General features: G+C 60.6%; 24 protein-coding genes. 14 read left to right on the forward strand and 10 right to left on the reverse strand.

Annotated elements, in window-relative coordinates; all coding sequences use genetic code 11:
- Window positions 1-34: 34 nt before the first annotated feature.
- Window positions 35-1,381, forward strand: coding sequence for an MATE family efflux transporter (locus ATY29_RS19830; RefSeq protein WP_025415284.1), 1,347 nt, complete (start codon window positions 35-37; stop codon window positions 1,379-1,381).
- On the opposite strand, the gene ATY29_RS19835 is transcribed toward ATY29_RS19830, so the two are convergent.
- Both ATY29_RS19835 and ATY29_RS19840 read right to left on the reverse strand, forming a co-directional pair.
- Window positions 1,357-2,445, reverse strand: a complete 1,089-nt coding sequence (locus ATY29_RS19835; protein WP_025415283.1) for a quinone-dependent dihydroorotate dehydrogenase — start codon at window positions 2,443-2,445, stop codon at window positions 1,357-1,359. The two genes, ATY29_RS19830 and ATY29_RS19835, sit on opposite strands and share 25 nt — an antisense overlap.
- Window positions 2,442-2,795: a DUF952 domain-containing protein gene (locus tag ATY29_RS19840; RefSeq protein ID WP_097537129.1), complete on the reverse strand. Its 354-nt coding sequence runs from the start codon at window positions 2,793-2,795 to the stop codon at window positions 2,442-2,444. Before ATY29_RS19840 ends, ATY29_RS19835 begins: the two co-directional genes overlap by 4 nt.
- 119 nt (window positions 2,796-2,914) lie before the next feature.
- On the opposite strand from ATY29_RS19840, the gene ATY29_RS19845 reads away from it, so the two are divergent.
- The 5 genes from ATY29_RS19845 to ATY29_RS19865 all read left to right on the forward strand — a co-directional run bounded on the left by ATY29_RS19845 (window position 2,915) and on the right by ATY29_RS19865 (window position 6,073).
- Window positions 2,915-3,313, forward strand: coding sequence for a hypothetical protein (locus tag ATY29_RS19845; protein ID WP_003570536.1), 399 nt, complete (start codon window positions 2,915-2,917; stop codon window positions 3,311-3,313).
- 92 nt (window positions 3,314-3,405) lie between these two features.
- Window positions 3,406-4,053 (forward strand): response regulator, encoded by a 648-nt coding sequence (locus ATY29_RS19850; RefSeq protein ID WP_003570538.1) that lies wholly within the window; start codon window positions 3,406-3,408, stop codon window positions 4,051-4,053.
- A gap of 113 nt (window positions 4,054-4,166) precedes the next feature.
- Window positions 4,167-4,844: a S24 family peptidase gene (locus ATY29_RS19855; protein ID WP_003570540.1), complete on the forward strand. Its 678-nt coding sequence runs from the start codon at window positions 4,167-4,169 to the stop codon at window positions 4,842-4,844.
- 11 nt (window positions 4,845-4,855) lie between these two features.
- Window positions 4,856-5,578, forward strand: a complete 723-nt coding sequence (locus tag ATY29_RS19860; RefSeq protein WP_097537094.1) for a thermonuclease family protein — start codon at window positions 4,856-4,858, stop codon at window positions 5,576-5,578.
- An 81-nt stretch (window positions 5,579-5,659) separates the two neighbouring features.
- Entirely contained in the window at window positions 5,660-6,073 is a 414-nt protein-coding gene (locus ATY29_RS19865; protein WP_003570543.1) for a tellurite resistance TerB family protein, read from the forward strand.
- Between the two features lie 69 nt (window positions 6,074-6,142).
- Here ATY29_RS19865 and ATY29_RS19870 read toward each other — a convergent pair whose 3' ends face one another.
- Window positions 6,143-7,018, reverse strand: coding sequence for a transporter substrate-binding domain-containing protein (locus ATY29_RS19870; protein WP_003570544.1), 876 nt, complete (start codon window positions 7,016-7,018; stop codon window positions 6,143-6,145).
- Window positions 7,019-7,427: 409 nt separating this feature from the next.
- Between ATY29_RS19870 and ATY29_RS19875 the strand changes: the two genes are divergently transcribed.
- A complete protein-coding gene (locus ATY29_RS19875; protein WP_097537095.1) occupies window positions 7,428-9,437 on the forward strand; it encodes a methyl-accepting chemotaxis protein in 2,010 nt (669 codons plus the stop codon).
- Between the two features lie 58 nt (window positions 9,438-9,495).
- Here the strand turns inward: ATY29_RS19875 and ATY29_RS19880 are convergent, their stop codons facing one another.
- Window positions 9,496-9,876 carry a VOC family protein gene (locus ATY29_RS19880; RefSeq protein ID WP_097537096.1) on the reverse strand — a complete coding sequence of 127 codons (381 nt, stop codon included), beginning with the start codon at window positions 9,874-9,876 and terminating at the stop codon, window positions 9,496-9,498.
- 362 nt (window positions 9,877-10,238) lie between these two features.
- Between ATY29_RS19880 and ATY29_RS19890 the strand changes: the two genes are divergently transcribed.
- On the forward strand, window positions 10,239-10,517 hold the full coding sequence (locus ATY29_RS19890; RefSeq protein WP_097537130.1) for a hypothetical protein: 279 nt from the start codon (window positions 10,239-10,241) through the stop codon (window positions 10,515-10,517).
- A 125-nt stretch (window positions 10,518-10,642) separates the two neighbouring features.
- Here ATY29_RS19890 and ATY29_RS19895 read toward each other — a convergent pair whose 3' ends face one another.
- The 6 genes from ATY29_RS19895 to ATY29_RS19920 form a co-directional block, all read right to left on the reverse strand.
- Window positions 10,643-11,464, reverse strand: a complete 822-nt coding sequence (locus ATY29_RS19895) for an oxidoreductase (RefSeq protein WP_097537098.1) — start codon at window positions 11,462-11,464, stop codon at window positions 10,643-10,645.
- A 258-nt stretch (window positions 11,465-11,722) separates the two neighbouring features.
- On the reverse strand, window positions 11,723-12,469 hold the full coding sequence (locus ATY29_RS19900) for an NADPH-dependent F420 reductase (protein WP_097537099.1): 747 nt from the start codon (window positions 12,467-12,469) through the stop codon (window positions 11,723-11,725).
- Window positions 12,470-12,505: 36 nt separating this feature from the next.
- Window positions 12,506-12,949: a MarR family winged helix-turn-helix transcriptional regulator gene (locus ATY29_RS19905; RefSeq protein WP_025415275.1), complete on the reverse strand. Its 444-nt coding sequence runs from the start codon at window positions 12,947-12,949 to the stop codon at window positions 12,506-12,508.
- A 76-nt stretch (window positions 12,950-13,025) separates the two neighbouring features.
- Window positions 13,026-13,667, reverse strand: a complete 642-nt coding sequence (locus ATY29_RS19910; RefSeq protein WP_097537100.1) for a TetR/AcrR family transcriptional regulator — start codon at window positions 13,665-13,667, stop codon at window positions 13,026-13,028.
- Window positions 13,668-13,684: 17 nt separating this feature from the next.
- The gene (locus ATY29_RS19915) at window positions 13,685-16,813 is read right to left on the reverse strand and encodes an efflux RND transporter permease subunit (protein WP_097537101.1); all 3,129 of its coding nucleotides are present in this window, start codon (window positions 16,811-16,813) and stop codon (window positions 13,685-13,687) included.
- Complete coding sequence (locus ATY29_RS19920; protein ID WP_097537102.1) at window positions 16,813-17,928, reverse strand: efflux RND transporter periplasmic adaptor subunit; 1,116 nt, start codon at window positions 17,926-17,928, stop codon at window positions 16,813-16,815. The genes ATY29_RS19915 and ATY29_RS19920 overlap by 1 nt, the downstream gene beginning before the upstream one ends.
- Window positions 17,929-18,027: 99 nt before the next feature.
- On the opposite strand from ATY29_RS19920, the gene ATY29_RS19925 reads away from it, so the two are divergent.
- From ATY29_RS19925 to ATY29_RS19945, 6 genes are all read left to right on the forward strand, one after another.
- Window positions 18,028-18,615: a TetR/AcrR family transcriptional regulator gene (locus tag ATY29_RS19925; protein WP_097537103.1), complete on the forward strand. Its 588-nt coding sequence runs from the start codon at window positions 18,028-18,030 to the stop codon at window positions 18,613-18,615.
- A 259-nt stretch (window positions 18,616-18,874) separates the two neighbouring features.
- Window positions 18,875-19,873, forward strand: a complete 999-nt coding sequence (locus tag ATY29_RS19930; RefSeq protein ID WP_097537104.1) for a hypothetical protein — start codon at window positions 18,875-18,877, stop codon at window positions 19,871-19,873.
- 128 nt (window positions 19,874-20,001) lie between these two features.
- Window positions 20,002-20,259 (forward strand): helix-turn-helix transcriptional regulator, encoded by a 258-nt coding sequence (locus tag ATY29_RS19935; protein ID WP_097537105.1) that lies wholly within the window; start codon window positions 20,002-20,004, stop codon window positions 20,257-20,259.
- A 161-nt stretch (window positions 20,260-20,420) separates the two neighbouring features.
- Entirely contained in the window at window positions 20,421-21,281 is an 861-nt protein-coding gene (locus ATY29_RS36940; RefSeq protein ID WP_165779439.1) for a hypothetical protein, read from the forward strand.
- A complete protein-coding gene (locus tag ATY29_RS19940) occupies window positions 21,278-23,206 on the forward strand; it encodes a DUF927 domain-containing protein (protein ID WP_165779440.1) in 1,929 nt (642 codons plus the stop codon). Before ATY29_RS36940 ends, ATY29_RS19940 begins: the two co-directional genes overlap by 4 nt.
- Window positions 23,207-23,477: 271 nt before the next feature.
- A complete protein-coding gene (locus ATY29_RS19945) occupies window positions 23,478-24,053 on the forward strand; it encodes a hypothetical protein (RefSeq protein WP_097537107.1) in 576 nt (191 codons plus the stop codon).

Consider the following 24,053-nt stretch of genomic DNA (forward strand, 5'->3'; position numbering starts at 1 on the left):
GAAAGACGCGTGGCGCTGTAGCGACGGGGCCCCGATGGATACGCGTAGCAATTCCAACACGCTCGCTTTCGACGTGACGCATCGGCTGGTGCTGTCGATCGCCATTCCGATGACGCTCGGCTTCATGACGACGCCGCTGCTCGGGCTGACGAGCACCGCCGTCGTCGGCCGGATGGGCGATGCGGAAGCGCTGGCGGGGCTGGCGATCGGCGCCATGCTCTTCGATCTCATCCTCGGCAGTTTCAACTTCCTGCGCGCCTCGACGACAGGACTAACGGCGCAGGCCTATGGCCGGCGGGACCAGCACGAGCAACAGGCCGTTTTCTGGCGGGCTTTGATTTCGGCGCTCGGCTGCGGGCTGGCGCTGCTCCTTCTTTCGCCGCTGTTGATGACGGCAGGATTGAAGCTGATGGGCGCGGAAGGGGCGATCGCCGAGGCGACCGGCACCTATTTCGCGATCCGCATGCTGGCGGCACCTGCGGCGTTGGCGAATTACGCGATCCTCGGTTTCGTGCTCGGGCGCGGCCAGGGCAAGGTCGGATTGCTGCTGCAGGCACTGATCAACGGCGTCAACATCCTGCTTTCCATCTATCTCGGCCTGTCGCTCGGCTGGGGCGTGGCCGGGGTCGCCTGGGCAACCATGGCCGGTGAAGCGATCGGGGCGATCGCCGGACTTATCATCATACTCACAGGCTTTCACAAAGCCGAGCGGCCGGCATCGGCCGAGGTCTTTTCCCGGCATCGGATGGCAGAGCTTTTCGCGCTTAACCGCGACATCCTGATCCGCACCTTCGTGCTGATCGGCGCCTTCACCATCATGACGCGGATCGGCACCGGCTTCGGCGCGGTGATGCTGGCCGCCAATGCCGTGCTGATGAATTTCTTCCTGCTGTCAGGCTACTATCTCGACGGACTTGCCAATGCCGCCGAGCAGATTACCGGCCGGGCGATCGGCGCGCGTTACCGGCCGGCCTTCGACCGCGGGCTGAAGCTGGTGACCCTCTGGTCCTTTGGACTGGCCGCAGTCGCTTCCGCCTTCTTCTTTCTTGCCGGCCCCTGGCTGATCTCGGTGCTGACGACCTCGCCCGAGGTGCGGCAGGCGGCCGAAACCTATCTGCCCTGGGCTGCCATCACCGGACTGACGGGGGCGCTTGCCTTCCTGATGGACGGGGTCTTCATCGGCGCGACATGGTCGGCCGACATGCGCAACCGGATGCTGATATCCTTTGCCGGATATCTCTTGATGCTTGCCGTCTTCGTGCCGCTCTTCGGCAATCACGGCCTGTGGCTCGCGATGAACGCCTTCCTGCTGTTCCGCGGCATCTTCCTGGCGATGCTGGTCAAGCCGCGGGCCGATCAGACTTTTCGCGCGGCCCAGTAGTCGAGCCTGTTATCGCGGAGCTCGCGGATCGAACTCACCTTTTCGCGGTCCATGAGCTTGGAGAGACCGCGGACGATATCACCGGGCAGGCCAGGGCCTTCATAGACCATGCAGGAATAGAGCTGGACGAGATCGGCGCCCGCCCTGATCTTTTCCAGCGCGGTTTCGGCCGAGGAGACGCCGCCGACGCCGATGATCGGCAGATCGGGACCGACGCGCTTGCGCATCCGGGCAAGCACCGCCGTCGACTTTTCGAACAGCGGTACGCCGGAAAGGCCGCCCGCCTCCTTCGCCTGGCGCTGATCCTTCAGCCCGTCGCGCGACAGCGTCGTGTTGGAGACGATCAGACCGTCCAGCGCATGCGAGAGCGCCTCGGCGGCGATATCGTCCATGCCTTCCTCGGTCAGGTCAGGGGCGATCTTCAGGAAGACCGGGATCCTGCGGCCGGATGTCGCCGCCATCTCGTCGCGCGCGGCAAGCACAGCCGACAGCAGCGCCGCAAGGCTTTCGCGCGCCTGCAGGTCGCGCAGGCCTGGCGTGTTCGGCGAGGAGATATTGGCGGTGAAATAGCGCGCGACGGAATAGAAGCGGCGGATGCCGGCGACATAGTCGGCGATGCGATCCTCGCTGTCCTTGTTGGCGCCGATATTGACGCCGATCATGCCACCGCCGGTCAGCGCGGCAAGTCTGACATAAGCGGCGTCATGGCCTTCATTGTTGAAGCCGAGGCGATTGATGACGGCTTCATCCTCGACCAGGCGGAAGATGCGCGGGCGCGGATTGCCGGCTTGCGGCTTCGGCGTCACCGTGCCGATCTCGGTAAAGCCGAAACCGAGCTTCAGCAGGGCTTCGGGCACCTCGGCGTTCTTGTCATAGCCGGCCGCCATGCCGAGCGGATTTTCGAAGGTAAGGCCGGCGACGGTCTGGCGCAGGCGCGGATCCGGGGTGATCTGGCAGGCGGGCACGAGGCCGGATTTCAGCGCGGCGATCGACATGCCGTGCGCCGTTTCCGGATCGAACAGGAAGAGACCCTTGCGGGCGATACGCTTGAAAGAATCGATCATGGCTGCAGCTCCGGAACGATATGAGCGCCGGCCTGGTCGAGCGGCAGCGGCGCCTCCCAGAGCACCGCGGCCAGCGGCAAGTCGGCATAGAGATGCGGGAACAGATCGCCGCCGCGCGAGGGCTCGAACACCAGCTTGTCACCGAACCCGCTGCCGTCAACGGCAATCAGCAGCAGGCCGGACTGGCCGGCAAAATGCAAGCCGGCGGTCTGCTTCACCTGGTCTGCCGTCGAGAAATGGATGAAGCCGTCGTTGAGATCGATGCCGGCGCCATGAAAAACACCGCTTTGTCTGGCTTGCTGCCAGAGCGTTTCCGTCACGATCTTGTAAAGGGTCGGTGTCACGCTCATCATGGGCTCGCGATTGCTGGTCCTCGGGTCACGAGGGCTTTGCCGGAAAGAGGCGGCGATGTCCACGCCCCGGCAGATAAAAACGGGATCGGCGGAAACAAATTCCGGAGGATGAGACGATGAAGATTTTGGTTCTGACACTGGGCGTTCTTCTTCTGCCGCTTGGCGCCGCAGCCGCCGAGGCCGATGCGAGCCGGTTCCAGCTGGAAAAGAGCGGCGACCATTTCGTCCGGCTCGACCGGCAGACCGGCGCGATGTCGATCTGCCAGGACAAGGACGGCGCCCTCGTCTGCCGGATGGCGGCCGACGAGCGGGCGGCCTATGAGGACGAACTCGACCGGCTTTCGCAGCGCGTGACGAAGCTGGAACAGGGCGGGCTCGTACAGCGCGCATTGCCGAGCGATGCCGAAATCGACCGCTCGATCAGCATCATGGAGAAGATGATGAAGAGTTTCATGGGGATGGTGAAGGAGTTCCAGGCCGAGGAAAACGCCAATCCCCTTCCGCAGAAAACCTGATCTGATATAGTCATTTCAGCAGACATGCGTGAGAACGCCGAGGGGACGGCGGTGCATGCGCGCACGATCGGGCTCTTGGGAGGGAGTTTTCGATGCAGGAACAGACCATCATCATTGCGGACGATCATCCGCTGTTCAGGGATGCGCTGCGCCAGGCCGTCATCGGCATGGACGGCCGGCAGGCAATCGTCGAGGCCGGCGATTTCGCCGCTGCGCGCCGGGCGGCAGGCGCCCATGCGGATGCCGACCTGATGCTGCTCGACCTCGCCATGCCCGGCGTCAGCGGCTTTTCCGGCCTGATGGCGCTACGCTCCGAATTCGTCAGCCTGCCGATCATCATCGTTTCGGCAACCGACGACGCGACGACGATCCGCCGGGCGTTGGAACTCGGCGCCTCCGGCTTCATTTCCAAATCCGCCGGCATCGACGACATTCGCCGCGGCATCCAGACGGTGCTGGCCGGCGATATCGCCACGCCGGAAAACTACCGCGACGGCCAGGAGCAGGATCCCGATGTCGCCGACCTGATCCACCGCCTGCATACGCTGACGCCGCAGCAGAGCCGGGTGCTGACCATGCTCGGCGAGGGGCTGCTGAACAAGCAGATCGCCTATGAACTCGGCGTCTCCGAGGCGACGATCAAGGCGCATGTCTCGGCGATCCTGCTGAAACTCGATGTCGACAGCCGGACGCAGGCGGTCATCCAGCTTGGCAAGATCAATATGGCGATGGTCGCCTGAAAGGCTTGCGATAACAGGATTTTATTCCTCCTTCAGCTTTACTCAGGCGACATGGTCGGTTAATATTCCGCCCGGCTGACGCGCGGATGAGCCGCGCACGGAATCGGGCGCCTATGCTGTCACACGACCAGATCTGGGGAGCGATCGACAGGCTTGCCGAGCGGCATGCGCTGACGCCCTCCGGTCTTGCGCGGCGCGCCGGGCTCGATCCCACCTCCTTCAACAAATCGAAACGGCTATCCGCCGACGGGCGACTGCGCTGGCCGTCGACGGAATCGATCGCCAAGGTGCTCGACGCGACCGGGGCGAGCGTGGAGCAGTTTCTTGCCTTCCTGCAGCCGGATGCCGGTTTTTCCAAGCCACTGGCCGCACAGCCTGACGGCGCCTTTCCGCCGCAGGGCAGTTCGATTCCGCTGCTCGGCTTCGCCCAGGCCGGTGCCGGCGGCTTCTTCGACGATGGCGGCTTTCCGGCCGGCCAAGGCTGGGATGTAGTGGAATTTCCGGCGGCCCCGGCGCAGACGTCAGGCGTCTATGCACTCGAGGTGCAGGGCGAGAGCATGATGCCGCTCTACCGCGACGGCGACGTGCTGATCGTCGAGCCCGGCGCGCAGGTGCGCCGCAACGACCGCGTCGTCGTGCGCACAAACGAGGGCGAGGTGATGGCCAAGGTGCTGCTGCGCCAAAGCCCGCGCTCGATCGAGCTAATGTCGCTCAATCCCGACCATCCAAACCGCACGCTCGAGCTTTCCGATGTCGATTGGATCGCCCGCATCATCTGGGCCAGCCAATAGGAAGATATTCCATGCGCCCTGCCGCCGTCTTCACAGGTCTCATAGGGATGGCGGTGGTGGCCGGCCTGCTGATGGCGGGCGAAACAAGGCTGCGGGGCGGGGCGGCCGGCGAGGAGACGGTATCGGCGGAGGAGACGGCGACCGCGGCAGCGGATGCTGCGCCTAAGGCCAGCGAACCGGCTGCGATATCGGACGAACAAGCCGAAATCATCGCCGGCTCGGCGGAACCGGCGGCGCAACCGCAGGCGCCACCCTCCGCGGGGCCTGCCGACGGTACGGCGCCCAAACCCGCCGATGGCGAGCCGCGGGCCGAGACGGCAGTCGGGCAGACGGCAAGTCCACCCGCGAAAAAGCCGATGGAGCTGGCGCGGCCGGCGGTCGAAAATGCCGGTCTTCTCTCCTTTGGCGAGCGCAGGCTTCAGCTTGCCGGCATCGTGCCGACGCCAGCCGACAAGATATGCGGGGCGACGGGCCGGCAATGGCCCTGCGGCATGCTGGCGAAGACGGCGTTGCGCCAGCTGTTGCGCAACCGCAGCGTTAGCTGCGATCTTGAGACGGCCGAATGGCAGGAAACAGTGACGACCACCTGCCGGCTCGGCGCACAGGATCTCGGCGCATGGCTTGTCGAAAACGGCTGGGCTGAGGCAGCGGTGGGCTCGCCGTTAGCGTGGGCCGCCGAAAAAGCCAGGCAGGCCGGAAAAGGCCTTTACGGCGACGATCCGCGCCGGAGATAACCGGCGGCCTTGACAGGGAGCTGATCCCTTGTAATGCCGGCTGCCAATTCCCACTCTGGGCTGATCGAAAAGGAAACAGAGATGAACAAGCCGCTTTCCGCCCATGATGCGCTGATCTACGTGATGGTGATGGCCTCCGCCGTTGACAGCACGATGAACGACCGGGAGATGGAAAGGATCGGACAACTGATCGGCTTCCTGCCTGTTTTCCGGGATTTCGACGACGACAAACTGATTTCGGTGGCGCGCGACTGCGCCTCGCTGCTGGCCGGCCCGGAAGGCCTCGACGTCGTTCTCGAAACGGTGCGCGACACCCTGCCGGCCAAACTCTACGACACTGCCTATGCGCTGGCTGTCGAAGTCGCATCCGCCGATCTCTCGGTCAAAGCCGAGGAACTCAGGCTGCTCAGCCTGCTGCGCGATCGGCTCGGTCTCGACAAGCTCACCTGCGCGGCGATCGAGCGCAGCGCCATTGCCCGCTTCCGCAAGGGATAAGCCTGAAACTCTTTATTTTATCCATGTCGTTATCCCAAAACCGCTACACAGTTTTGGGCGACATGCATGTCAATAAAGCCCGTAGGGAAAATAACGCAGATAGATTTCCTGGAGACGGCCGTTGCGCGACAGGGTAGCGAGCGCGTGGTCGATGGCCGCCGTCAGCACGCTGTCCTTTTGCCGCAGCATGATTGTCATGCCCTCACCGAGGAATTGCTCGGAGAGATAGGGGCCGTCGAACAGCGCGCAGCATTTGACTGACGCCGGCGACGATACCCAGAAGGAAAGCTGCAGCGCATCGGCAAAGGCGGCATCGACCTTGCGCTCCTTGAGCGCCGCCAGCAGGGCATCCTTGGTGTCGAAGGCCTGGGCCTTGATCGCCGGGAAGAAGGCGGCCAGCATCGCCTCGTGCACCGTGCCTTTGACGACGCCGACCGGGTGCCCGGAAAGGGCGGCCGCCGTTTTGCCGTCGAGCGAAACAGTGAGATTGCGCACGAAGCGGGCGGGCAGCATCAGATACGGCCGGGAGAAGACGAATAACCGGCGCAGCTCCGGCGTCACGGCAAGACCGGCGATAACGGCATCACCCTGCGAGGCGGCGAGCGCATCCTTCAAATCGGCGAAGGGCATCGCCTGGATCTGGCACTTGTCGGAAATTTCCAGCTCGCTGCAGATTTCGCGGGCGAGATCGACGTTGAAACCGGAAAGCTTGCCGTTCTGATCGGTGAAATTGAACGGCGGGAAATCGACCGAAGTCAGGAAGCGCAGGCGAACCAGCGAGGAGAGATCGGGTCTCGCCAGACGTTCACGGGCATCGAAAAGCAGCGGCAGCGAGGGTGCTGCCTGCTGGGCAGATGCGGCAAAAGCGGAAAACAGCGCTGTCAGAAACAGCCCAAATGCGAGAAGAGCCCTGAGAGTCGGGGGTGCCAGCTTGGATTCAATCATCGTGATCCGGTCTCGGGTTGCCGTCTCGGCGAGATGTAACAGAGTCATGCCCGGCGGGGAATATGCTTGGGAGGCGGGGAGCGATTGCGAACTCAGCGCCCTTGTAACCGCGTGGATCCGCAACGCGCTCTCATCCATCCGACGCCGGAATGCCCGCTCCGTCCTTCGAGGCCCCTGCGGGGATCTCACGATAGGCCCTCTTGAACCTCCTGCCTCCCCAAAATTATGGGTGTATCTGCGCCCCGCCGTTAGCGCGGAATTAAAGAATATCGCCTCTATTTGTGACGACGACACGGACACCGCCGGCCGATTGCATGATGCATGCGTCACTCCCCCATATTCGCTGAGCTGCGACACGACGCAGCGCTTGTTTGCAACAATTGATTTCACAGAACCGGGTGACATTTCCATGTTGAAACATCTGAAAATCCGCACGAAAATCATATCGGTCGTGGCGCTGCTAGGTCTGATCACCATGGCCGGGCTGGTCTATGTCATCTCCGAGTTCCGCCGGGCCGACGCCGCCTACAGCGCCTTCATCGATCATGAAGCGCAGGCTTCGATGCTGAGCGCGCGCGCCAGCGCATCGGTGGTGGCCTCGGTGCTGCAGGTCACCCTGCTGGCCGAAATGAAGGCCGATACGCCGGCATTCCAAACGACGCTCGCCATCCCGAGCAAGCTGCCGCAGGCCCGCGACCGGATGAAGCAGGCGCTGGCGCTGGTGCCGAGCCGCAAGGCCGCGATCGACGAAATCCAGGCCGGCATCGATGAGATCGAAGCGCTGGCGAACAAGATCATCGAACAGAGCAAGGCCAACGACAGCGCCGGCGCGCTTTCGAGTGTTGCCTTGATTAATGCCAAGCTCGATGCGCTGACACCGAAGATGATTGCCAACAACGATGCGATGATGGCGATGCTCAACGACGGCGGCGACGCGCTGTCTGCTTCGGTCAACGGCCGGATCGTCTCCTGTCTCGTGCTGATCGGCATCGCCGTTCTGCTCGCCGTCGGTTTCAGCGTGCTCGTGGCGCAGATGGGCATTGCCGGCCCGATGGCGAGGCTCAACCTGCGCATGACGCGGCTTGCCGAAGGCGATACCGAGAGCGATGTCAGCGGGCTCGACCGCGGCGACGAAGTCGGCCAGATGGCAAAGGCCGTTTCGATCTTCCGAGACAATGCGATCGAGCGTGCGCGGATCGAGGCACGCGCCGAAGCCGACCGCGATGTCAACGACGGTGAGCGTCGCGAACGCGAGGCGCAAAGGGCCCGCGACGCATCCGAACTCGAAGGCGCAGTTCAGGCGCTGGGCGACGGCCTGCGCCGCCTTGCCGCCGGCGATCTCGCCTCGCATATCGACCAGCCTTTTGTCGCCCATCTCGATGCCCTGCGTAAGGATTTCAACAACTCGGTCGAGAAGCTCAACGAAACCCTGCATACGGTCGGCGCCAACGCCCGGGCAATCGGTGCCGGCGCCAACGAGATCCGTTCGTCCGCAGACGAGCTTTCCCAGCGGACCGAACAGCAATCGGCCTCCGTCGAAGAGACGGCTGCCGCACTCGAAGAAATCACCACGACGGTGCGCGACGCCGCCAAGCGCGCCGAGGAGGCGAGCCAGCTCGTCGCCCGCACCCGCCTCGGCGCCGAGAAATCGGGCGAGATCGTCCGCAAGGCCGTCTCCGCCATGCAGCAGATCGAAAAGTCCTCGGGCGAAATTTCCAACATCATCGGCGTCATCGACGACATCGCATTCCAGACCAACCTTCTGGCGCTGAATGCCGGCGTCGAAGCGGCCCGTGCCGGGGAAGCCGGCAAGGGCTTTGCCGTCGTCGCCCAGGAAGTGCGCGAGCTTGCCCAGCGTTCCGCCAAGGCGGCAAAGGAAATCAAGGATCTGATCACCAATTCCGGCACGCATGTGCGGACCGGCGTCTCGCTGGTCGGCGAGACCGGCAAGGCGCTCGATTCGATCGTCCAGGAGGTGCAGGAAATCAACCAGCACGTCCACGCCATCGCCGAAGCCTCGCGCGAGCAGTCGATCGGGCTGCAGGAGATCAACACCGCCGTCAACACCATGGATCAGGGCACGCAGCAGAACGCGGCAATGGTCGAGCAGTCGACCGCCGCCAGCCACAGCCTCGCCACGGAAGCGGCAGCCCTGAACAACCTGCTCGGCCAGTTCCGGCTGACGGGCACCGGCGGCTTCGCCGCCGCCGCGCCGCTCGCCCCGGCCCGGCCGCCGGCCGCAGCGCCACGTGCCGCCGCGCGCCCGGTCGCCAAGGCCGCCGCGATCCGCGTCGCCAAGGAGGGGGCTGCCCGCCCGACCGCCTCGCCGGCCCGCGCACTCGGCCAAACACTCGCCAACGCCTTCGGCGCCGGCAGCAGCGCGCCAAAAAGCCAGGATGGCGACTGGACGGAGTTCTGAGCCGTCAAGACAGGTATTGGCAAGGGCGGCCCAGGGGCCGCCCTTTCTATTTGGGGACCTAACCCGTCCGCCAGCCGATCTCGACGAGGATGTTCCCGGGCGCCGTGCAATAAAACAACCAGCCGCCGCGCATGGCGGCCGGCGGGCCGGAGAGCGCCGCGCCGGCAGCGGCAAGCCCGGCATAAACCCGATCGACATCCTCCCTCTCGGGCAGGATAAAGCCGATATGATAGGTCTGACGCTGCAGTTCGACCTGATCGGCAGTGCCGAACTTGGCAATCGCGTGGCTGAGGACGATTTCGAGGCCGGCATCATCGCTCAGGATCGCCAGGCCGTTCTGGCCGCGCATATCCTTCAGCGTCAGGCCGAAATGGCGAGTGAAGAAATCCGCTGTTGCAGCAATATCGGGTACATGAAAATCGAGATGGTTCAGGCGCATGTCAGTCTCCGTTCGAAAAAATCCCGGGACTGCCTTTTGCCGTCTCCGCAAGCCGCCGGGATCCCGCATCTTGATGCGGATCACGTCGCGGGTTCTCGTGCCAGGGCACGGAGCAGAGCTTCGTAAGAGCGCTCACGACGCTCCAGCGGAAGGGACCGGGCTTACCTCAACCGATCCTGCCTTTTTCGACACTGCCGATCTAGCAGAAGGCAGCGGTTTCGGCAATGGAATAGCCCGCGCTGATCACGGCATTCCCAGTGGCGCTTCCCGAAGGATTGAAGGCGGATATGCCGTTTCATCTGGTGAGCATGATCCGATCGAGAGTAAGATCGCATCATTCGGCGCGTCAGATGGGGATTGATATGAAACCTGCAGTCATCGGCCTTATCGGCACCCTCATTCTTGCCGGGTGCAACACCGTTACCTATTCCGGCCCTGGCCTTGAGCCGATCCCAGGCAGCATTACCTATAGCGGCCAGCCGCGGACAAAGCTCACCAAGTCGCCCGCCGGCTCCGCCTTTCCGCATGATTTCATCGACCAGTATGGCCGGCAGGTGGAGGAAACCTACATCATCCAGCCGGATCGGAGCCTGATCATCGCGCATCGGCAATATAAGCCGATCCGGTTTTTCGGGGATTAGGCTCCGCGACAAAAGTTGGAGGACGTCGTCGGGCACAATGATCGTGCGGCGTGCCGCAGGAGGCGACAGCGAGATCCGCAGAGACGATTGTTGAGACCGACGACGTCTGTGAGTTTACGCAAAGCTCAGGATGCGTTCCGTTTTCCGAAACCGAATGTCTTTCTCAGACTGCTGTCGACCGCGTTTGCCGGCATAAACCGGCGCAGCCGGCTGAGCAGCGTCGCCTGGCCACCGGCCGGTTGACGCATTTTATATGGACCGTTGATTGCCGCCAGGATTTTCTCCGCGACAGCCAGCGGCGACGGCGCGGTTTTGATCTGGGCCTGTACCGCCTTGATGGTCGCATCGGCCTGTGTTGCGTAAGTGCCCAGGGGCGCCTCGGTTTGTGCCGCGTTCACATCGAGCTTGGTGTTGGTGAAGGTCGGCTGAACCAGTACGACGCGCACGTTGAACTCACGAATCTCATGGTCCAGCGACTCCGACAGTCCTTCGAGTGCATGCTTGCTGCTGGCATATATTCCCATGAACGGCGCCGGCAGGAAGCCGAGGACCGAGCTGATATTGATGATCAGACCGCTGCGAGCGGCGCGCATGGAGGGCAAGGCAGCGCGGATCATGCGCAGAGGGCCGAAAACATTGGTGTCGAAGACCGCCTGAGCTTCGGCAGGCGACGTGTTCTCGACCGGGCCGACTAGCGAAACGCCGGCATTGTTGATCAGGACGTCGATCCTGCCTGCCTCGGACAAAACCCATTGAACAAAATCGGAGACCGAGGCGTCATCGGTCACGTCGGCAGTCCCATAGCGCACGCCGGGAATGGCATTGACACGCTGCGGGTTACGCACGCCGCCAAAGACTTGGAAGCCGTTTTGTGCAAGAAGGCGGGCCGACGCTTCGCCTATTCCGGAGGATGCTCCGGTAATGACGACGACTTTATTTTGAGACATGGAGGCTCCTGGCTGGGCGCGAGTGGTTGACTACGTGCTTCAATAGAATGGTCAGATTTTTCACCCTGTCGGCAAAGGACAGTGTCTCAGAACCTGGTATCCAAGCGCGTAAGATTTCGATCGACATCTATTCTTGCTTTAGATGTCAATCGAAATATAAAATCAAGCACTTTTTGCTTTACGCCGATTTTTTCGGTAATCGCGCCTCCAAACGTGCCGGGGGAGTGTCGGCCGGGAGCGGCTTGAGCCTCAACGAGTTCAGGATTTCGGAGCGGCAGTCCCCGCTCGGTTTCGAGCGACCATTTCGTCGTGGGTCAGGCTCGTGCCTGCCGCGAAGAATTCCTTGATCAGCGCGTCGCGATTATCGGCTGCGCGGGATCGATCTCCCGATTGCAGCGCTTCTTCCAGCTCATCTGCTGCAAGCTCGGTGCAATAGGCCGGGGTGCCGGGCTGCTGACGCCAGGACGCCGCCAGCCCTCCCGCATCTACCGCATCGAAACCGGTGGCCTCAACCAGCTCTATAGCGACCGCTTTTGCTTTAGGATCGTCGCCTGCAACCGGGATGGCAATGCGTCCATCCGTGCCGTCAGGCCGCCCCTTCTCCGCCAGCGTCGCCGCCAGCACGGCATTCCACGCCTTGACGACGGGTCGGCCGATTTGCCGGCTCACCCAAACGCTTTCGGGCATGCCGCCATCGACCTCGGCGATCACACCGTCGCGAAACGGATAATAGTTTGAGGTATCGATCACCACGACCTCTTCAGGCACGTCCTTGAAGAGCCCAGCGAGATCGCGATAGTTTGCGAACGGGATCGACAGAACGACCACTTCGACGCCCTGGACGGCTTCTTCCTTCGAAACGGCGGCCGCTCCGATATCGCCGGCAAGATCGCGGATGGTGTCCGGCCCCGTCGAATTGGCAAGCTTGACCTCATGGCCGCCGGCGGCAAGTTTTCTCGCCAGCGTCGCGCCGATATTTCCGGCGCCGATGATTCCGATCTTCATGGGATGACCTCTCTCTGATGTGGAAGTAAGCCCGCCTCAATCGCCGGCGGGGCGAGCGAATGCGTGCAGCGTGTCGCGCAGATCGGCCAGCCCCTCGTCGGTGAGCTGACAGGCGGTTTTGATCTTGTCGGTGACGGCCCAAAGCGCCTCACGCAGGGATTCACCGGCTTCGGTAAGATGGATGAGCACCCGCCGCTCGTCGGTACGATCGCGCGTCCGGGTCACCATGCCGGCCGATTCCAAGCGCTTCAGCAGCGGCGTGATCGTGCCGGTGTCCATGTCGAGCTTTAAACCCAACTCTCCAACGGCGCGGGGCGTACCGCCGTAAAGTTCAAGCATCACCAGGTATTGCGGGAATGTCAGACCGAGCGGCTGCAAAAATGGCTTGTGAAGGCGCGCCATCCGGTTGGCCGCGCCATAGAGCGCAAACGAAAGTTGGGTGCCCACCGCGCGGCGGGATGCGATTTCGTTGTTCGACATGGCTTCATCTAGTGTGCATTTATCTAGTGCACTAGATAATGGCTTTGTCCGAGAGAACAAGGTCGGCAGCGCTAGATTATGCGCTTATACCTTCGGGCAGGGCGCGGTCTGATGTGCCGAGCGCTGTCATGATGAAGCGGATCTGGGCGTGGACGCAGGCCGCGATGGCCTCCCCCTCCTGAACGCGCTGCTCAACCAGAACCGGATGGAAGAACGGCAGGAAGGCGGTGATGATCCCGCGCGCGGCTTCGTCGGCGTCTTGGACTTTGAACTCGCCTGTCCGCAGCCCCTCGCGGACCAGCGCTTTGAGGATTGCCAGGATGTCCTCATTATGGGCGTTGATCGTTGCCCAACTTCCATCCATGGCGGCGACGAGCAGCTGGTGCATCGGTCTGTCCTCGACCAACCTTCTCGTGCTCTGCCGGTGGATGGCGGTCAAAAGATCGGCCAGCTTTTTGCTCGCCGGCGCATCCGTTTGCGCGATCGCCAGAACAATTTCAGCAACCTCTTTGACCACCAGTCCGCAGACGGAACTGTTGATCGCCGTCCTTGAGGGAAAAAAGCGATAGATATTGGCGCGGCTCATGCCGAGTTCGGCGGCGATGTCGGCGACCGACGTCTTATGATAGCCGATCCGCCGAAAATGCCTTTCCGCCACCTCGAGTATCCGCGTGCGCGACTGCTCAAGGTCAGTTGCTATCGGATCCGCAAAAGTCATCGCCGCCTCCGGAGAATTCACTCGGCAGCCATCGCCGTCGGTAACTCCACCTCCTTCGGTAACTCCACCGCCTTCGGTGTATTTTCATGGCTCTCGTTTTTCGTCGGCTTGATGCGGAACCAGATGGCGTAGAGAGCGGGAAGGAAGAGCAGGATCATCATCGTGCCGACCGCCGTTCCGCCGATCAGCGTGTAGGCCATCGACCCCCAGAACACCGAGTGCGTCAGAGGAATGAAGGCAAGCACGGCGGCAAGGGCGGTCAGAATGACCGGTCGTGTCCGCTGCACCGTCGCCTCGATGACGGCGTGATAATCGTCGAGACCGGCTGCCTTATTGTCCTTGATCTGTTCGGTCAGGATCAGGGTGTTGCGCATCAGGATGCCCGCCAGCCCGATCAATCCGAGAATGGCATTGAAGCCGAAGGGCTTGTCGAAGAGCAGCAGGACTGGAACCGCTCCGGCAAGACCGAGCGGCCCCGTCAGCATGACCATGGTCATCGTCGCCAGGCTGCGGACCTGCAGCACGATAACGATCAACATGGCAGCAATCATCATCGGGAAGATTTTCACCAGGGCATCGTTGGCCTTGGTTGATTCCTCGATGTTGCCGCCCATCTCGATCCGATATCCGACAGGAAGCGAGGCAATCAGCGGCTGAAGCGCCTTCATGACCTGCTCTGAGACCTCCGGCGGCTGTGTCGCTTCGTTGATATCGGACCGGATCGTAATAACAGGCGTACGGTCGCGGCGTTTCAGAATCGGTTCTTCAAACTGGATTTCCGAGTGGCCGATCTGATCGAGCGGAACCTGTCGCCCATCCCGGCTCATCAGCGAGAAGTCGGCCAATCTGGACGGATCGAGCCGGTTGCCGCCGGCGCTGCGGGCAACAACAGGCACGTTGCGGATATTCTCGCGAACCTCGGTGATCGGAACTCCGCTCAGCAGCAATTGCAGCTGCTGGGCCGCCTCGGCCGGCGACAGGCCGATCAGGTTCAGCCGATCCTGGTCGGGAACGAAGCGCAGCACCGGCGTGCGATTGCCCCAATCGCGGTTTGCCTGGCGCACGTCCGGCACGCTCTTCATGATCTCGAGGGCCTTGTCGGAAATCTGGTACAGTTGCTGCGCATCCGGCCCGCTGATCCGGAACTCGACCGGAAACGGCGTGTAAGGACCGAAGACCAGCTGCGTGACGCGGACATAGGCTTCAGGGGCGAGCCCATCCGAAATGGCCGCGCGCAGCCGAAGCTTCAGTACCTCGCGTGTGTGGGCGTCAGGGGTCAGCACGACGATCTTGGCGAAAGACGGGTCCGGCAATTCCGGCGCCATGGCAAAGAAGAAGCGGGGAGCGCCCTGGCCGACATAGCTGGTGACGGTCTTTGCCTCCGGCTGCTTCTGCAGCCAGCCTTCGAGCTTTTCAACCGTGGCCGTCGTCGTCTCGATGCTGGTGCCTTCGGGCATGCGGACTTCGACGAGGACTTCGGGACGGTCCGAGGTCGGGAAGAACTGCTTTTTCACCGATCCCATTCCAACGACGGAGGCCCCCATGGCGATGGCGACCACCGCACAGGTGACGAACTTGTGGCGCACGGTGAACTCGATCAGCCGCCGCAGGCGCCGGTAATTCGGGGTGTTGTAGATGGCGTGATGGCCACCCTCGACCGGCTTTATCGCCGGCAGCATCTTGACGCCGAGATACGGCGTGAAGGTCACCGCGACAATCCAGGAGACAATCAGGGCAAAGCCGACGACCCAGAAGATGTTGCCGGCATATTCGCCGGCGGTCGACCGGGCAAAGCCGACCGGCATCAGCCCGATGATCGTCACCAGCGTGCCCGACAGCATCGGGGCCGCAGTATGGCTCCAGGCATAGGCGGCCGCCTTGATGCGATCCATCCCCTCTTCCATCTTCACCACCATCACCTCGATGGCGATGATGGCGTCGTCGACCAGGAGGCCGAGCGCCAGGATCAACGCACCAAGGGTGATGCGATCGAAGAACCGGCCGGTCTCAAGCATGATGAGGAAGACGACGGCAAGGGTCAGCGGAACGGCCAGAGCCACGACGATGCCGACACGCCAGCCGAGCGCAATCAGACTGACGAACAACACGACGCCGAGCGCCATGGCAAATTTCAGCATGAACTCGCCGACGGCTTCGTCGATGTTGACCGCCTGGTCGCTGACCTTTTCGAGCGTCATGCCGAGCGGCAGGGTCTTTGCGATGGCGGCGGATCTTTCTTCCAGCGCCTTGCCGAGGTCCAGACCGTTCCAGCCCTGTTGCATCACAGCCGCAAGCATAATGGCGGGTTCGCCGTCGTGGCGAATGAGGTAGGTGGCCGGATCTTGATAACCGCGCCGCACTTCGGCAAAATCCGAGAGCTTCAAGGTGCGCCCGGCGGCGACGATTGGCGTATCGGCGATTGCCTGGAGGCTGTCATAGGCGCCATCGAAGCGAATGTAGACCTGGGGCCCGCGCGTATCGATCGATCCGGCCGGCGTCACGGTGTTTTGCCGCTGCAAGGCGGCCGCGACGTCCTGTGCAGAAATGTCGAGCGTGGCCAGCTTGGCATAGGAGAACTCGACAAAGATCTGTTCGGGCCGCTCTCCGAGGATGTTGATCTTCTTGACACCCGGCACATGCAGAAGATCCTGGCGGATCACCTCGGCCTGACGCACAAGCTCGCGCATCGGCATGCCCTTGGCCTTGAGGGCATAAAGACCGAAGCTGACATCGGAATACTCGTCGTTGACAAAGGGACCGAGCACGCCCCTTGGCAGGTTGCGGGCCTCGTCTCCAAGCTTCTTCCGGGCCTGATAGAATTCCTCCTCGACGGCCGTGGCCGGCGTGCTGTCCTTCAAGGTGACGGTCAAAAAGGCGTAGCCTGGCCGCGTTGTCGTCTCGACACGATCGTACCAGGTGAGTTCCTGGAGGCGCTTCTCGAGCGGCTCGGCGACCAGATCCTGCATTTCGCGCGCTGTCGCGCCCGGCCACACCGATGTCACGGTCAGAGTCTTGATGGTGAAGGAGGGGTCCTCGGCGCGCCCGAGCTTGACGAAGGCATAGGCGCCGGCGGCGGCCAGCAGAACGATGAAGAACAGGGTGACGGCCCGCTCGCGAACGGCGAGCGCGGATAGATTGAAGTTCATCAGTTTGCCGCCTCTGCCTGTTCCACCGTGGTGCGCACGCTGGCGCCGTCCTGTAGCAGATGGGCGCCGAGAGCGACGACCGGCTCGCCTGCATTGACGCTGGAAACCACCGCGACCTCCTCACCCAGCTGCTCTATTTTCACCTGCCGGAAGTGGACGGTCGAAGATTTCTGATCGAAGACCCAGACGCCGGTTCGGCTGCCATCATCCAAAACGGCGCCGACAGGCACCGCCGCATGCGATTGGCCGCTGCTGTTGGCGATCCTGATCGTCACCGTCGCCCCCAGCGGGGCCGACGCTGCGGCGCCATCCAGAACCCAGCGCGCCTCGTAGGTGCGGGTTTGGGGATCGGCGGCGTCGGAGATCTGGCGAAGCCGCGCCTTGTCCTGCCGGCTTTCGTTGCCGTAGATGCTGGCATCGGCGATCTCGCCGATCTCAGGCCTGAGGAACTCCGGCATCCAGACCAGCGCTTCACGCGGGCCGGCCTGTGCGAGCCGGACCACGGTTTGTCCCGCCGTCACGACCTGTCCCGGCTCGCCCAGCGTTTCGACAACCGTTCCATCGGTGTCGGCAACGAGGACGGAATAGGCGGCCTCGTTTTCCGCGACCTTGGCGTCTGCTTGCGCCGCGGCAAGCTGCGCGGTGGCGGTGTCGAGCGCTGCCTTTGCCTGCTCGTAGCGCTGCGGCGTCGCGGCCAATCCGTTTTTCACCAAAGCGGCATAGCGTCTTTCATCTGCTTGCGCCTGGGTTAGCACAGCCTCAGCTGCAGCGACCGCGTTTCGTTTCGCCGTCAAGGCGAGACTAAGATCGGTCTCGTCGATGCGCATCAGCGGCTGGCCGGCCTTGACCTGCACGCCGACATCCACATAACGCTGGACGATCTTGCCAGGCACCCGAAAACCAAGATTGCTCTGCACCCGCGCCGCGATGGTGCCGGTGAAGCTGCGCTCGGCTGTCTCCGGCGTCGTTGCTTCAACCAGTTTGACGAATGGCGGTGCGGTGCGGGGATCGGCGGCTTGCGCGCTTCTTTCCGAGGACACCCCGACAAAGAAGTATGCCGTGGCGCCGGCAGCTGCCAGCAGGCCGAACGAGGCGAGGAGGATTTTGCGGTTCATGTCAGTTAAGCCTTCTTGACCGGCGCAGCGATTAATTTAGATTGCGATCTAACTCTATTTCTGGTATAGATGTCAAATGAAATCTAATTGGAGATCGATATGAGAGTCAGTCGCGCTCAGGCCGAGGCCAATCGTGAAACGGTGATCGATGTCGCAAGCCGGCTCTTCCGCGAGCATGGCTTCGACGGCATAGGCCTGAAGGATTTGATGAAAGGCGCCGGCCTCACCCAAGGCGGGTTCTACAAGCAGTTCGAATCGAAGGATGATCTTGTGGCGCTTGCATCCGGGCGAGCGATGGAGAGTGCGCTCCGCAGATGGTCAAGGGTTGCCGCCGGAAGGCCCGATCCGCTAGAAGCGGTTGTCGACCTCTATCTCTCGCCCGGGCACCGGGAGGAGAAGGGCGATGGTTGCCCTTTGGCAGCGCTCGGGTCCGACGCGGCGCGCCTGAGCGAAGAGGTCCGCGCTCCATTCCAGAATGGCATCGAAGCTCATCTTCAGATTCTCGACGAATTGATCCCTGCGCCGGACGGCTCGAAACCCGATGACAAAGCCATGCTCATCCTGTCGCTGATGGTGGGCGCCGTGACCATCTCCCGCATCATGACCGACCAAGGCATGGCGGAGCGCGTGCTCGAAACCGCTCGCGATGCGGTCAAGCGCATTGCGAACTCCACCGAAGCGGAATGAGATCTCAGTCTGCAAGTGAGTGAGACAGCTGGAGCGGGTGAAGGGAACCAAAATGGCAAATTAAGACATTGTATTTACATATGTTTTTAAAAATTCACGGTAGCGATACCGTATCTTCTACCGCATTTCCCCGATAATTTGATCAGCCGGGTGGGGAAGACGAATTTTATTCAGGAACAGCCTTCTGCACCATCGAAAATCGGACATTCGCAGCTTATCGTCAGGTGATCAATTTGAGAAGCACCGGAAAACGTTAAGAATGGCCGATCTATCAGATATCTTTGAGTCCGAGGAACTAAACGAGGCAGTCAAGGCAGTCGAGGCACTGCTAGCCCGCCGACAACCTCCACGAAGAATGCCCGGTGACAGGACTTTCAGGGAGCTGACTCTGGGGAAGACATTTCATGCTCGCGAAGCCATAGCCATTATATCCAGTAGCGAACCCGCGTATCCGGGCCTCAAGGCAGTGCTTTCATCTGGATTAGTTGGCTGGGCCCTTTTTCCCAAGGACAGGGAAATGCGTGTGGTTCTCATGACGCAAGCGGTCTTACAGCACATGGATGACGCCGAGCGATCTGTAGGTCTCGTCGATCAGCCTATCACTGTGGCGCGAGACATCGTTGCGCGATACGTGTTAACTGGCATCGAGTTTCTGACAGAGATTTACGATCAGCTCGGTGGTTATGAAGCCTTCTCTAGGATTGCCAGCCTAGACATCATGGCAGACCTGTTCGAGCCGTATTCCAAAACGATCAAAACGACTAATCGGGCTCTAGCCTACCTCCATCATGGCGCCGATCGCTTCAGGGATCCTGAGTATGACTTCGCTCCGAGCCTAAATCGGGCGGTCACAATTTTCAACGAGCTTAAGAGTGCGAGAGGGGCAGAAGCCTACGGCGCCGATTATGTGTCTCGCTCCCTGCTCCATCGACGGTGGAGTCAAACCAAGCCGTCGCTGGCTCTCATTTACTCCGCTTCTACAATTAAGGTGAGAAGGAAGCCCCTCCTGGAGGTCATGTTACAAGGCGAATACCACTATTCTTCGCATGTCGAGTACCTTGACGAGTGGCTCGGCCGAGCGCGGTACGTCAGCGATCACGTTTTCGCCAAGATGGATCCGCCCGACCTTCAAAACATCACATCGAAGTTGTTGGCCAACGTGGAGCCTCGACGATTTGCTGCACCGCGTTTAACAGTGGAAGAGGATAAAATCCTGAACGCACAGTTTCGGAAAAAATTCCGAGCTAATTCCGCTTAACCATCTGATATTTAATTATATCGCTTATGCAAATACTATTACCTTATTCATAAACATGCGGATGCTATTAAACAGGCTCCGTATCCATCATCTTCTATCTGTGTCCAACACAAACCACGGAGATCTTGATGACACAGGAACTGAAGGAAGTTGTACGGCGTACGGCGCATGAAGACAGCAAGAGTGCGTTTCCCACGGACGGCTTCGTACGCCTGAAACAAATCCTTGGACCCGACGGACCGCTGCCGATCAGTAAGTCTGGGTTCTGGGCAGGCGTCAAAACTGGGAAGTTTCCTAAGCCCCGTAAAATATCGGCAAGGGTAACCGTATGGCGGGCCGAGGATATCCAATTGCTTCTGCAAAAGATCGAGCAGGGTAATACCTAGCCTCTGCACACTAAAGGTGCAGGTTTAGTCCACAGCGATACTGTGGCGCCCGTACCACCTCCCCAACAACCTCAAAATCGACCCTTTGCCGCTGACACCGCCGGAGAGCCTTCAGCCTCCGATTGCGGACCCGCGACCAAGGGTATCCTATGGAGATCGTAATGACTGCTCTAAAGCAGCAACTGACTATCCGATGGTGGGCCATCAAAAATCGTCGTCGTCTAGCGCAGACAGTTCGCAACCGTCTGCCTAAGTCAGATTTCGACGCAAATCGCATACGACGGGAGCAAACCCGTCGTATAACTCTCCTGCCCGACTGCAAAGCGGCGTTCCACCACACATTACCGAGCCTTAGTTGGTCTCGCCGTACGGCGGCGTGCCGTTACGAATGGGCTCGACTTCAGCTCTTCATGGCATTCGTGGTACTTCCGCTCCTCCAGCGCTGCGACACCCAATTCTTTCATGTGATATTGGCGGACAAGCGTTGGCGAATTCCTTCATCCTTAGCTACGCGGAAATGCTTTGACCGTCCTCGTCGAAAGGTACGCTCCTCAGTTCAAAGGCTTCGCGATCAAGGCGAGAAGCCCATCTTTGTCGCGGCATATGAACTCTCCGGCGACAGAAGTCTGACAGGCAACTACGCCTTCGAACCCCATGTGCATCTACTGATCGGCGGCGTTGCTCAAGAAGCTCTGAAGCACGCATTCCATGTTCGGCTGCCCATTTCCATGCGGGGGCGAGATAAGCCGCTCAAGATTTTGCCAGCACCAAAGTCCGAGCTTGGAAATTTGCTTGGTTATCTTACGAAAATGAAGGCCCAGGATCGGGTCCAATATTTGGGCTCAAACGGTCGGCCCAACCGAACTTCCAATCGGATGCCCGCGGCGCAGTTCGCCGAATGGCTTCGCTGCATGACTACCATGCCCATTACGCAAGCGATCCAGTTCGGCGGCTTCGCCGAGCCTATCACATCGCGCTTTGTTCACGCCGAAATGGCAACCATCATCGGAGATATGCAATGAAGAAGCCCACGAAATCCCCTGCAGAACGTTCTACGACCCATAAAGATGCCGGAAAGAAGGGTGTCAGCGGCAAAGGGTCGCCAACTGCACCTACTCATCCAGCTGCCAACACTGGCAGTGTAGGAAAGTTGGGGCTAAACCCAAATTCTGCGAAATGGATCGAGAGAGTCGGGCCCAACACCGGTCCTCATCGGCCCGGCAAATCCCCAGCGCCGTCGGCAATTGCCGGAGTGAGTGATGCGGGTCAGACAAAATTGCCGGCTGTCTCAGACCTGAACGTTTCAATTCTCACTGGCGACGATGGAGACGTCTACCACCGCTTCGAAGCTCTGGGCCGAGCAGTGGTCATTTCAAGCAAGATGGTTGTTGAAAATCGTCTGCAGATCATGGGCGCCCTCCGTCGTATCGGCATCTTAGCCGTTTCACCGGCGATTAAAAATGAGATCAGCCAGCGAATCGAGTCGGCTGAACACGACGTGAAGACCATTGTGGCAACACGTGTCGGCTTCGAAAAAACCGACATCCCCCGGTACTTCGTCTACGGCGACGGGACTGTAATTTCGCCAGATCCCGAGCTTCGTGTCATTTCATTGGTCGAAGATCGGGGCCGGTTCCGGAGTAGTGGCGAGCTATCAAACTACGAAGAGGGGATTGCAAAAGTCATTCGCGAGCAGCCCGTGCCAGTCACTCTGTTCTTCTACGCCCTTATACAGGTTTTGAAGCCCTTTGTGTCTGCTACGCGGTACAAAGCAGAGAATATGGTGCTTGAGCTTGTCGGAGACACGAGCACCTTCAAATCCGCACTAACCTGCACCCTTGCAGGGACTGTTTGGGGCGAAGGCCACTCTCCAGAAGGCTATGCGCGGAGCTGGAACATGTCCGATCAAGCGATTGAGGACCTCTTCGTCGCCTTCAATGATCATCTGCTTATTCTTGATGAAGCCACACTCGCCCATGCGAACGAAAAATCGCGGGCTGACAAAATCTTGAACGCCGTCCATCGACTGTCATCGGGCCAAGGGAGAGCTCGACCCGGCGATGCTATCGAGGGCCATTCGGTCACAATGTTGTCAAACTCCAATCAACCGATGAGGTCGATACTGTCAGTAACAACAACCGAGGAAGTGCGGCGAGCGCTGGAGGTTCGTCTAATCTCGTTTCAGCTTGCAAACAAAGAGGCTAGCTTCTTTCACGGCCCGCCGGCCGGCTATTCGTCCGTTCGTGATGCGATGCATAAGCTCTTTGCGACGACAAAGGAGAATTACGGTCTTCTGGCCCGAAAGTTCATTTTGAACGTCCTAACTTGCGCACAGCAAGACAGTGGCTCTCTCATTCGGACCATCGAGAAGTCGATTGCCAAATTTCTGCAGGGCATCAACTTAGAGGATGAGGTCTCACACCGGAGAGTCCAGCCGTTTGCGCTCGCCTACGCTGCTTCGGTTGTCGCCTTTAACACTGGCACGCTAAGGAAGAAGCACTGGGGCAAGGTTAAACGCAGCATCAAGCAAGCGTGGGCTGAGTACGGTGCCGCTAACTCCGGTGTCGCAGGCGATCCACGTATCATTGCCTATATGAACGATACATCTAAATGGTTTGTTGACGCTCGAGAGGGCGCTAAGCCCCAGATATCCGACTTAAATTTCAGGAAGGTTGCCGGAATTTTCTATCTCGGGAAAGATAAGTCCTTGCGCTTGGCAGTACCAAACGCCGCGATCTCAAACATGAAGATGTCGGCGGCTGCGCTGAAACAACTCAAGAAGGAAGGCGTGCTTCGAGCTGGCAAGAGCCTGCAGACAAAACTGGCATTGCGGCACGTCAATGACAAAAACAAAACCGACGTTTTTTACGTGTTCAAAGTACTTGAAATCCCTGCCCCGACGAGGCTTTTTCGTGATCCTGGATCCAGTAAATTGAAACAGCCATAAGCTCGCTTTGCTAGCACCCCCGAAGAAATAGCTAGCCTGTCGATCAACTAGCGTTACCGGACGAGCGCCCCAGCGGGCGCTCTTCTGCCTTTTAGGACTCCACCTGCAGCGTCGAGCAAAACAGCGTTCCCGCCGGGAGCGCAAGGAGGTGGCAGTCGCATATTACCACCAGGAGTTGCGAATTCGAGCAACTTCTGATATACCTATTGAGCGTCGATTTGCTCGGCGAGCTAACGAGGGGCTTCGGCCCCTCTTCATTTCGGAGATACAAATGACCGCCACTGCCACAGCCGCCAACGGCATCAGCCTGCCACACCCAATCATCATTCTTGGCCGTGACGACAACGGCAAAGCCCACGCCTCATTCTTCCCGGCGACCGATGCCCAACCCGCATCCCGTGCAGCAAGCCTGATGGGCATGCTTGCTCTTCCTGCTGATAACGACGCGGTGCGCTCGCTGTTACCGAAACTGCCAAAGGGAAAGCTGTTCGACAGCGGGAAGGCCTTCGTGCCCTTTGTGAAGCAGGACCTCTATAAGCAAATTGCCGCTCACCTGCCCGAGGCCGATCGAGCCAAGGCGGAAGAAGTGCGAGCTGCCCCTGCTGATGTTTCGCAACAGGGACATTCCGCGGCACCGAGCAATGTACCGGATGATTGGGGCAAGATCGTCGTCGGCAGCTTGGTGCTCGCGACCGAGGATCCGCTCGAAGGCTGGTTTGAAGCGACCGTCGTCGAACTGAAACCGGACAATGTTCTGCGGCTGCAGTGGCGGCACTACCTCGACCTGCCGCCGTTCAACCGCCGGCTTGAAGACGTGGCCCTGCTGCATCCGTCGATGAAACTGTGA

The organism is Rhizobium hidalgonense (genome assembly GCF_002914525.1).
Classification (GTDB): domain Bacteria; phylum Pseudomonadota; class Alphaproteobacteria; order Rhizobiales; family Rhizobiaceae; genus Rhizobium; species Rhizobium hidalgonense.